Genomic DNA, 6,961 nt, shown 5'->3' on the forward strand with positions numbered 1-6,961 from the left:
AGGATCTACCTCGCTCCTGCTTGACTCAACAGCCCTTGCAGTCCTTCATAGTAGAAAGTATAAGCAGCTTTTGCCCCTGCTTGTAGCCGATTACAACCTACACGTGTCTATCATATCGATAATAGAGCTCCTCACTTATCTATCGCATGAGAGGAAGGTTGAGATAACAGGAATTCTTCCCAAGTTGCGCAAGATATACACGGTCATAGACCAATTCGAGGATAAAGTCTCTGAGATGATCGCGCAGATACAGAGCGATTTGCTTCACTATAACCTAACTCCTTATTTTGAAGACATCGTCAACGTAGCAATAGCTTCCGAGAAGAAGTTTATCATCCTAACGGCTGACCCTGAGCGATATAACCAGCTACGCAAGTATGGAGTCAGCATTATGACTCTAGAACAGCTTTTCGAGAAGACTAAGCTCTATGCAAGAGTACGAGAAAAAACAGCATAGAATGACAAGCTAGAATTCTAACAGTAATAAGGAAACCCAGTTACTAGAAATCCTTTTAATCTTTTAAAGGCTAAATTTCTTGGCGAATGAGCGGAGTCGTTCTCCTCAGTCCTAGGATCAGGCTGGGGAGATTTAAGCTAGCTAACAAGCTTTTAGAGGAAGAGCTCAGTCCTGAAGTACTGCAATTACCATACCCAAAAGAGCTTGAACGCGTACTGAACTTATATGTTAAAGGTGTTCTAGGAGTACACAGGGTTTTCGAGTATGTTCGCGAGGTTTTAGGGGAGTTTGCCTCAAGCTGGTTATGGATTGAGGAACCCCTCATCCTAAGCCTGCCTAGAATAGGTGTGAAGCGCATACTCTGCTATCTACGCGACGCTGCCGATGCTATTGCTAACGCCTCCCAGCTTGTCTCTCTTGCTTTTCGGGTCAGGGTTGGCGGGAAAATAAATCTCGAAGAGTGGAGGAAGACTCTGACAGATAGCTATGTGGAGACGAGGGAAGGTTGGGTAACTGTAGCGAACTCTTTTAAAGTGGCTCCTAGGGCTGTGGACACATGGGGTCTGCCCTATCCTCCTCCTGAAAGGCTTGACCCCGACAACATAACAGAGGAAGATGTTAGGGAATATGTTGAGTACATCTTCAATTATATAGTTAATTCGAGGAACGTGGACGAGGCCTATCTTAGATGGCTCAACGAGAAAAAGGGTCTTCAAACGCCTGAGCTCTGGCGACTTCTGAGGCTAATTTCGCAGTGAATCCTGACAAAATGCCTGAGATGCTATTTACTCGCCAACCGCCCTGACAGTACAATGTCTCGGAGAGAGCAGGGATCATCGGTTATTATGCCGTCAACGCCCAGACTCAAAAGATTCTGAGCTATTGAGGTTTCGTTCACTGTCCAGGTTATGATGGCATATCCTTTAGATTTAATGCTTTTGGCGAGCTCATGTGTGATGATCTCGTATGCGGGTAGGATGGCAGTAGCCCCTAGTTTTTGGGCGATCTCAAAGTACTCGTCGTCCCATTCCTCGAGGAGGACACCGACCTCTATGCGGGGGTCAAGCTGTTTTATCTTCTCGAGTGTTGAGGGTAGGAAGGATGTTACTATGGCGTCCTGAACCATGTCTAGCTCTCTTAGAGCTTCTACAACCTCTTCCTCGACGCCGGGGACCTTGATCTCTATGTCGACGTAGAGTCTACCCTTTGCCAGCGCTAGGACCTCGCGTAGCGTGGGGATCCTTGCCTTCCCGTGGACCTTAAGCTTTGAAAGCTCCTGGAAGGTGAGCTGGCTGACCTTTGCCTTGACTCCCGTGAGGTGGTCGACTTCATCGTCGTGGATTATAACTGGTATGTTGTCCAATGTTTTCCTGACGTCAAACTCTATCCCTGTCGCCCCGCACTCAAGGGCTTTCAGGAAGCTGGGGAGAGTGTTTTCAGGCGCGAGTGCCCGAGCACCTCTATGTCCACTTAGAATAAACTTTCTTCTTAGGTCTTGCACACCTTCTTCACCGGGTAGTTGATTTAAAACTTTTTTGGAAAATAAAGATTTATTAAGATTGTAGACGCCTGATAATTGGTTGAGAAAATGGGTTATATACCTAAAGCCCTTCTCAGGCGGCTTTACGTTAAGGGGAGCATGAAGGTTTCTGATGGTGTCTTGTCGTTTAAACTTCGGAACAATCTTGCAACCGCGCAGGTAGACTCTCCTATAAAGGTTCAGGTGGACGGCAAGGTTGTTGAGAAACAAAGCGTTGAAATCCTCCTTAACGGTAAACCTGTGACCTCAGATCCTACCCCTCAGGCCCCCCTGGAGGTCCCGGTGGGCAGCGAGCTCGAGGTGCGGGTAAGAGGCCCCTACGAGAAGGGCAGACACAAAGTCAGCGTGGAAGTCTCGATTAAGGGGTACGGAGTGGGTGCTATAGAGTTCGAGGACGAGGCGCAGTAAAGAGAACACTGCTTTAATGTTTCTCTTCTCTAAGATTGATTTCATATTTTTTATTATTATGATATATTTGCTTCAACACCTCATCAGGAAAGACAGGGCCATCCTTGCATACACGTAGACCGACTGGTTCCAATACACAGGAGCCACATACACCTACCGCGCAGCGCATATAACGTTCCATTGAGGCTTCGAAGGGGATGTTCTTCGATGATGAGAGCGTGAGAGCCTTTTCTATTAATGGTTCGGGCCCGCATGCATAAGCACGGTCGAAGCTCTCATAGTCGAGTAGCCTTTCTGTAGCCTCGGTCGCGAGGCCCTTGATTCCAAGTGTGCCATCATCGGTCGTGACAATTGTCCTGCAGTTGCGCCTAAAGGATTCGACGAGTAGTGCCTCTCTAAGCGTTTTGAAGCCTATTACCGCTGTACAGTTTACGTGGCTTTCAGCTAGTCTCTTTGCAAGGAAGTGAATGGGTGCTATACCGCTACCGCCGGCCACTAGAAGTGCTCTGGTTCCACTTGGTGGGAGAGTGAAGGGCTTGCCATAGGGGCCTCTAACGAAAAGCCTTTCACCTACCTTCACATTCTCGTAGATATGACCTGTCACTTTCCCTCTTCGAGTTATGGCTAGGAGTAGCTCCCCTGCTTCATAGTCCGCCACGCTTAGCGGTATTTCCCCTATGTCTGGAACCCACAGCATTATGAACTGGCCTGGGCTTGGAACGGCAAGGTTAACGCGAAGTCTTAGGATTACATTGTTCCCTTTGTGCTCAGCTTCAACGACTTCGGCTGGGATGTGCACTACTTGGACACCAGTTGCTCTAGGGCCTCTTCTCCGAATACTTCATCGCAGTAGACGCATCTTAGCTTGAGGGGCTGCTTGGACTCAACCTTGAGCCTTGGAGTCACGGGCTCCCTGGCATTGCTTATGCAGAGAGGGTTTATGCACTTTAGGAGGCCTACTATCTCGTCCGGTATCTGGACGTCTCTCTTCTCGACGACCTGGTAGTCCTTTATTATATTGATTGTAGCTGTCGGGGCCACTAGAGCTATCTTGTCTACCTCTTCCCGTTTGAGGAAGCGTTTTTCAATCTTCACTATATCTTTCTTCCCGAGCTTCTTGCTCTCAACGTTCATGACTAGGGCTACTGTCACATCCTCTTTACCCTTTATACCGAGTATCTTTAAGACGTCGAAGGCCCTGCCCGCCGGTATGTGGTCGATGACGGTGCCGTCCTTAATCTTCCTCACGATTAGCCTATCCTCCAACATCGATCACCCCTTCAATATGAGTTTGAGTAGAGCCATGCGCACCCACACTCCGAGCTCCGCCTGCTTAAAGTAGAGCGCGTGCCTCGTATTGTCGACATCATAGGCTATCTCGTCGACGCGTGGGAGCGGGTGCATAACAATCAGATCCCTTTTTGCCTTCTCAAGCATCTTCGCCGTAACAATGTAGCTCCCCCTGACCTTTTCATACTCAGCTGGATCGGGAAAGCGCTCCTTCTGGACACGGGTCACATAGAGGACGTCAAGCTCGGGTAACACGGCTTCAAGGTCATTCACCTCCTCATAACTAATTTTTGAGGATTCCAGTGTTTCCAGGACCTCGCGGCGTGCCCGGAGGATTTCTGGAGATATAAGGTATAGTTTCCTAGGTTTGAAGATTGATAGCGCCAGTATGAAGCTTGCCGCAGCACGCCCGAACCGTAGGTCCCCAAGGACGCCGTAGTTTAAACCGTCGATGACGCCTTTCTCCCTACGGATGGTGTAGAGGTCGAGCATGGCCTGTGTAGGGTGGTGTTTCCTGCCGTCACCAGCGTTTATAACTGGGGCCTCGGCTATCTCTGCCGCGAGTCTGGCAGCCCCCTCCAGCCTGTGGCGGACAACTATGATGTCGGCATAAGAGTCTAGCATCCTGATAGTGTCCGCCAGGTTTTCACCTTTCGCAACTGAGCTACGCTCCAGCTCGCCCAGGTCTATGTAGCTACCACCTAGCCTGAGCATAGCCGTATGGAAGCTTAGCCTTGTACGCGTACTGGGCTCAAAAAAGGCTGTAGCCATGATGAACCCCTTTAGTTCATTTTCGTAGCTGTGGGGGCTGGCTAGGATTTTGTCAGTCTCGGCGAACAACTCTTCCAGATCTGTCCTCGTGAAGTCAAGTATTGATAAGACATCCCGGCCCTTAAACACTCCCAGCCACCTCTAATATTCTTTTAAGAGTCGTAAGACTGTAAAGCTCGATCCCCTCACTCCTCAAGGCCTCCCGTGCCCCTTCCTCTCGGTCGACGACAACCAGGGCCTCTGCAACCTCGAGACCCGAGGATCTTAAAATACGTGCAGCCTCTATAAGTGACCCACCAGTAGTCGCAACATCGTCGATTAGAAGAACCCTTTGCCCCTGGTTATAGTCACCCTCGAGCTGTTTCATCGTGCCATGATCCTTCCTATCCTTTCTCACGTATATTAAGGGCCTACCCAATCTTAAAGCTACACCAGTTGCAAGCGGCAGGCCACCCACAGCTATCCCACAGATTACTTTGTGTTCAAGCATGCATGCTTTACGGGCCATCTCATCCACGACAAGATGAAACTCCGAGGGATGCGATGGAAGCTTCCGGAGATCAATATATACGTTGCTCGTCCTACCAGAGGATAACTTAAAAACACCCCTCTGCACGGCACCTATCCTCAACAACGCCTCTTCAACCTTCATGCCTCACCAACCTCTGAGCCCTCACTACTTTCTCTAGCTCCGAGAGGGGGTCTACCGAATAAATTACGGACCTCCCTATTATCTCGAAGTCCGCTCCGGCGGCGAGAGCGGAGCCCGGAGCCGCGCCCTGAACTCCCACACCCGGGGAAAGTATCACAGCGTCCTGGAGCATCTTCCTGACGCGCTTTATCGATTCTGGCTTCGTAGCTCCAACGACCACCCCCTTAAGCCCCAGCTTGGAGGCGTAGCCGGAGAGCTCATCGAGGTGGTGATCTACCAGGCTTTCCTTGCAGCTCATAGAGACGAGGCCAAAGACTTCCAGTTGGGTATGCAGGGGTTCTTCGATGCAGCGGGGGAATAAGTGGATAATAGCCCCGTCAAAACCAAGGTTTTCAATCAGCCTGAGCTCCTCCTGGACAACCTCATGTATGTCCGCGAGCTTGAAGTCGGCCAGGAAGTATAGCTTTCCTTTGAACTCCTCTATGAGTTGTTTTGTGCCGTCTGGACCTATCCTTAGAAAGGCAGGGAGACCCAGCTTGACCCCTGCAAGAAGATGCATCGTTTTTTCGATAAGCGCCTGCCACTCGGATAGGGGGTCAGCACGGGGAGCATAGTCTAGCGCTAGAATAACCCATGACTGCTTGTTTTTCCCAAAGTCCCTCAGATCCCTGGGCAAATGCCCGCTACAGCTTACTCTGTCAAAGCTAATAAATTTTTTCTGGGAGGAATTGCCCTCATGGCAAACATGAATACAATCGGTAGACGCATTGTTATCGGTGGGGAAGGAGGGAAAGCCATCACAAACACATAGCTAAAGCTTTTATCCTTACAAGTTAAAATTCCTAGGATCACGCTTGACGATAAGAGCGACGCTAACATTCATCTTTAATTCCGGTAGGCTCCTCCTGATAAGGAAGAAAGCAGGCTTCGGCGCAGGGAAAATAAACGGAATCGGAGGAAAGATAAATGACGGTGAATCCCCCTATGAGGCTGCCGCCAGGGAGGTACTAGAAGAAGTCGGGGTCAGCGTCTATGATCTAAGACACGCTGGTGTCCTCTATTTTTACTCGACCAGCCCTACACCGGACTGGGAAGTCTTTGTTTACACCACCAACAACTTTGAGGGACAACCCATTGAGACCGATGAGGCCTTGCCCGTATGGGTCTCCCTGAAATCCATACCTTTTGAGGAGATGTGGGAGGACGACAGACACTGGCTCCCCCACGTACTGGCCGGAAATAAAGTTGAAGGACACTTTTTCTTCAATCAAGACTACTCGAGGTTAAAGGGGTTTAGAATTTTAGTCTATTAAGGTTAGCCTCTCATCTACGATAAAAAGGCAAGACCAGACAAAAGTGTAACCGAGAAATATGCACTGGCAACGTCACTCAGTCTTCTTTTCTAAATAAAGTTTATCTGTTATTACCCGACCTTGAGAAGTAGATATGGGTATAGTTTACGTTGAGGGCATAGTTAAGTGGGAGGGTAAAGAGGAGAAGGTCAGGTTTCTTGTCGATTCCGGCGCAACTTACACTGTTCTCCAACGTAGCGTATGGGAACGATTAGGACTTACTCCAAAAAGATCAGTTGAGCTTGTCCTAGCCGATGGCTCGACAATATCTCGTCAGCTCTCCGAGGTTATAATAGAGCTTCCTCCCTACGGGGAATACTACACACCCGTAATTCTGGGCGAATCTGAAGATGAAAACTTGCTTGGCACAGTGACGCTCGAAATATTCGGATTGATGCTCGACCCCCTGAAAAGAGTTCTAAGACCAATTAGAGCAATTCTTAAATAAGTTACATAATGAATTTAGAGAAACTATCTATCCACTCAGAGAA

The 6,961-nt window shown here is 49.1% G+C and carries 11 protein-coding genes; 5 read left to right on the top strand and 6 right to left on the bottom strand.

Going from position 1 to position 6,961, the window contains the following annotated elements; all coding sequences use genetic code 11:
* Together ACP5KC_RS07845 and ACP5KC_RS07850 are read left to right on the top strand one after the other, a co-directional pair.
* On the top strand, positions 1–457 hold a 457-nt coding region (locus tag ACP5KC_RS07845), incomplete at its 5' end, for a hypothetical protein (protein WP_428287195.1).
* Positions 458–543: 86 nt separating this feature from the next.
* Positions 544–1,215 (top strand): hypothetical protein, encoded by a 672-nt coding sequence (locus ACP5KC_RS07850; protein ID WP_052884034.1) that lies wholly within the window; start codon positions 544–546, stop codon positions 1,213–1,215.
* 23 nt (positions 1,216–1,238) lie between these two features.
* Here the strand turns inward: ACP5KC_RS07850 and ACP5KC_RS07855 are convergent, their stop codons facing one another.
* Positions 1,239–1,958 carry a glycerophosphodiester phosphodiesterase gene (locus tag ACP5KC_RS07855; protein ID WP_273433849.1) on the bottom strand — a complete coding sequence of 240 codons (720 nt, stop codon included), beginning with the start codon at positions 1,956–1,958 and terminating at the stop codon, positions 1,239–1,241.
* Positions 1,959–2,033: 75 nt separating this feature from the next.
* Here ACP5KC_RS07855 and ACP5KC_RS07860 point away from each other — a divergent pair, with 75 nt between their 5' ends.
* On the top strand, positions 2,034–2,405 hold the full coding sequence (locus ACP5KC_RS07860; protein ID WP_052884036.1) for a hypothetical protein: 372 nt from the start codon (positions 2,034–2,036) through the stop codon (positions 2,403–2,405).
* A gap of 13 nt (positions 2,406–2,418) precedes the next feature.
* Here the strand turns inward: ACP5KC_RS07860 and ACP5KC_RS07865 are convergent, their stop codons facing one another.
* The 5 genes from ACP5KC_RS07865 to ACP5KC_RS07885 are packed head-to-tail and all read right to left on the bottom strand — an operon-like array spanning position 2,419 to position 5,794.
* The gene (locus tag ACP5KC_RS07865; RefSeq protein ID WP_428287196.1) at positions 2,419–3,204 is read right to left on the bottom strand and encodes a dihydroorotate dehydrogenase electron transfer subunit; all 786 of its coding nucleotides are present in this window, start codon (positions 3,202–3,204) and stop codon (positions 2,419–2,421) included.
* Positions 3,204–3,674, bottom strand: a complete 471-nt coding sequence (pyrI, locus tag ACP5KC_RS07870) for an aspartate carbamoyltransferase regulatory subunit (RefSeq protein ID WP_052884038.1) — start codon at positions 3,672–3,674, stop codon at positions 3,204–3,206. The genes ACP5KC_RS07865 and pyrI overlap by 1 nt, the downstream gene beginning before the upstream one ends.
* Before the next feature lie 3 nt (positions 3,675–3,677).
* Positions 3,678–4,601, bottom strand: a complete 924-nt coding sequence (pyrB, locus tag ACP5KC_RS07875; protein WP_424739009.1) for an aspartate carbamoyltransferase — start codon at positions 4,599–4,601, stop codon at positions 3,678–3,680.
* Positions 4,588–5,118 carry an orotate phosphoribosyltransferase gene (gene pyrE / locus ACP5KC_RS07880; protein WP_052884040.1) on the bottom strand — a complete coding sequence of 177 codons (531 nt, stop codon included), beginning with the start codon at positions 5,116–5,118 and terminating at the stop codon, positions 4,588–4,590. Before pyrE ends, pyrB begins: the two co-directional genes overlap by 14 nt.
* Positions 5,108–5,794, bottom strand: coding sequence for an orotidine 5'-phosphate decarboxylase (locus ACP5KC_RS07885; protein WP_428287197.1), 687 nt, complete (start codon positions 5,792–5,794; stop codon positions 5,108–5,110). The genes pyrE and ACP5KC_RS07885 overlap by 11 nt, the downstream gene beginning before the upstream one ends.
* A gap of 178 nt (positions 5,795–5,972) precedes the next feature.
* Between ACP5KC_RS07885 and ACP5KC_RS07890 the strand changes: the two genes are divergently transcribed.
* Positions 5,973–6,431, top strand: a complete 459-nt coding sequence (locus ACP5KC_RS07890; protein ID WP_273433841.1) for an 8-oxo-dGTP diphosphatase — start codon at positions 5,973–5,975, stop codon at positions 6,429–6,431.
* A gap of 133 nt (positions 6,432–6,564) precedes the next feature.
* Complete coding sequence (locus ACP5KC_RS07895; RefSeq protein ID WP_273433839.1) at positions 6,565–6,918, top strand: aspartyl protease family protein; 354 nt, start codon at positions 6,565–6,567, stop codon at positions 6,916–6,918.
* The last annotated feature ends 43 nt before the right edge of the window (positions 6,919–6,961 follow it).

The organism is Infirmifilum sp. (assembly GCF_049970975.1).
Taxonomy (GTDB): domain Archaea; phylum Thermoproteota; class Thermoprotei; order Thermofilales; family Thermofilaceae; genus Thermofilum; species Thermofilum uzonense.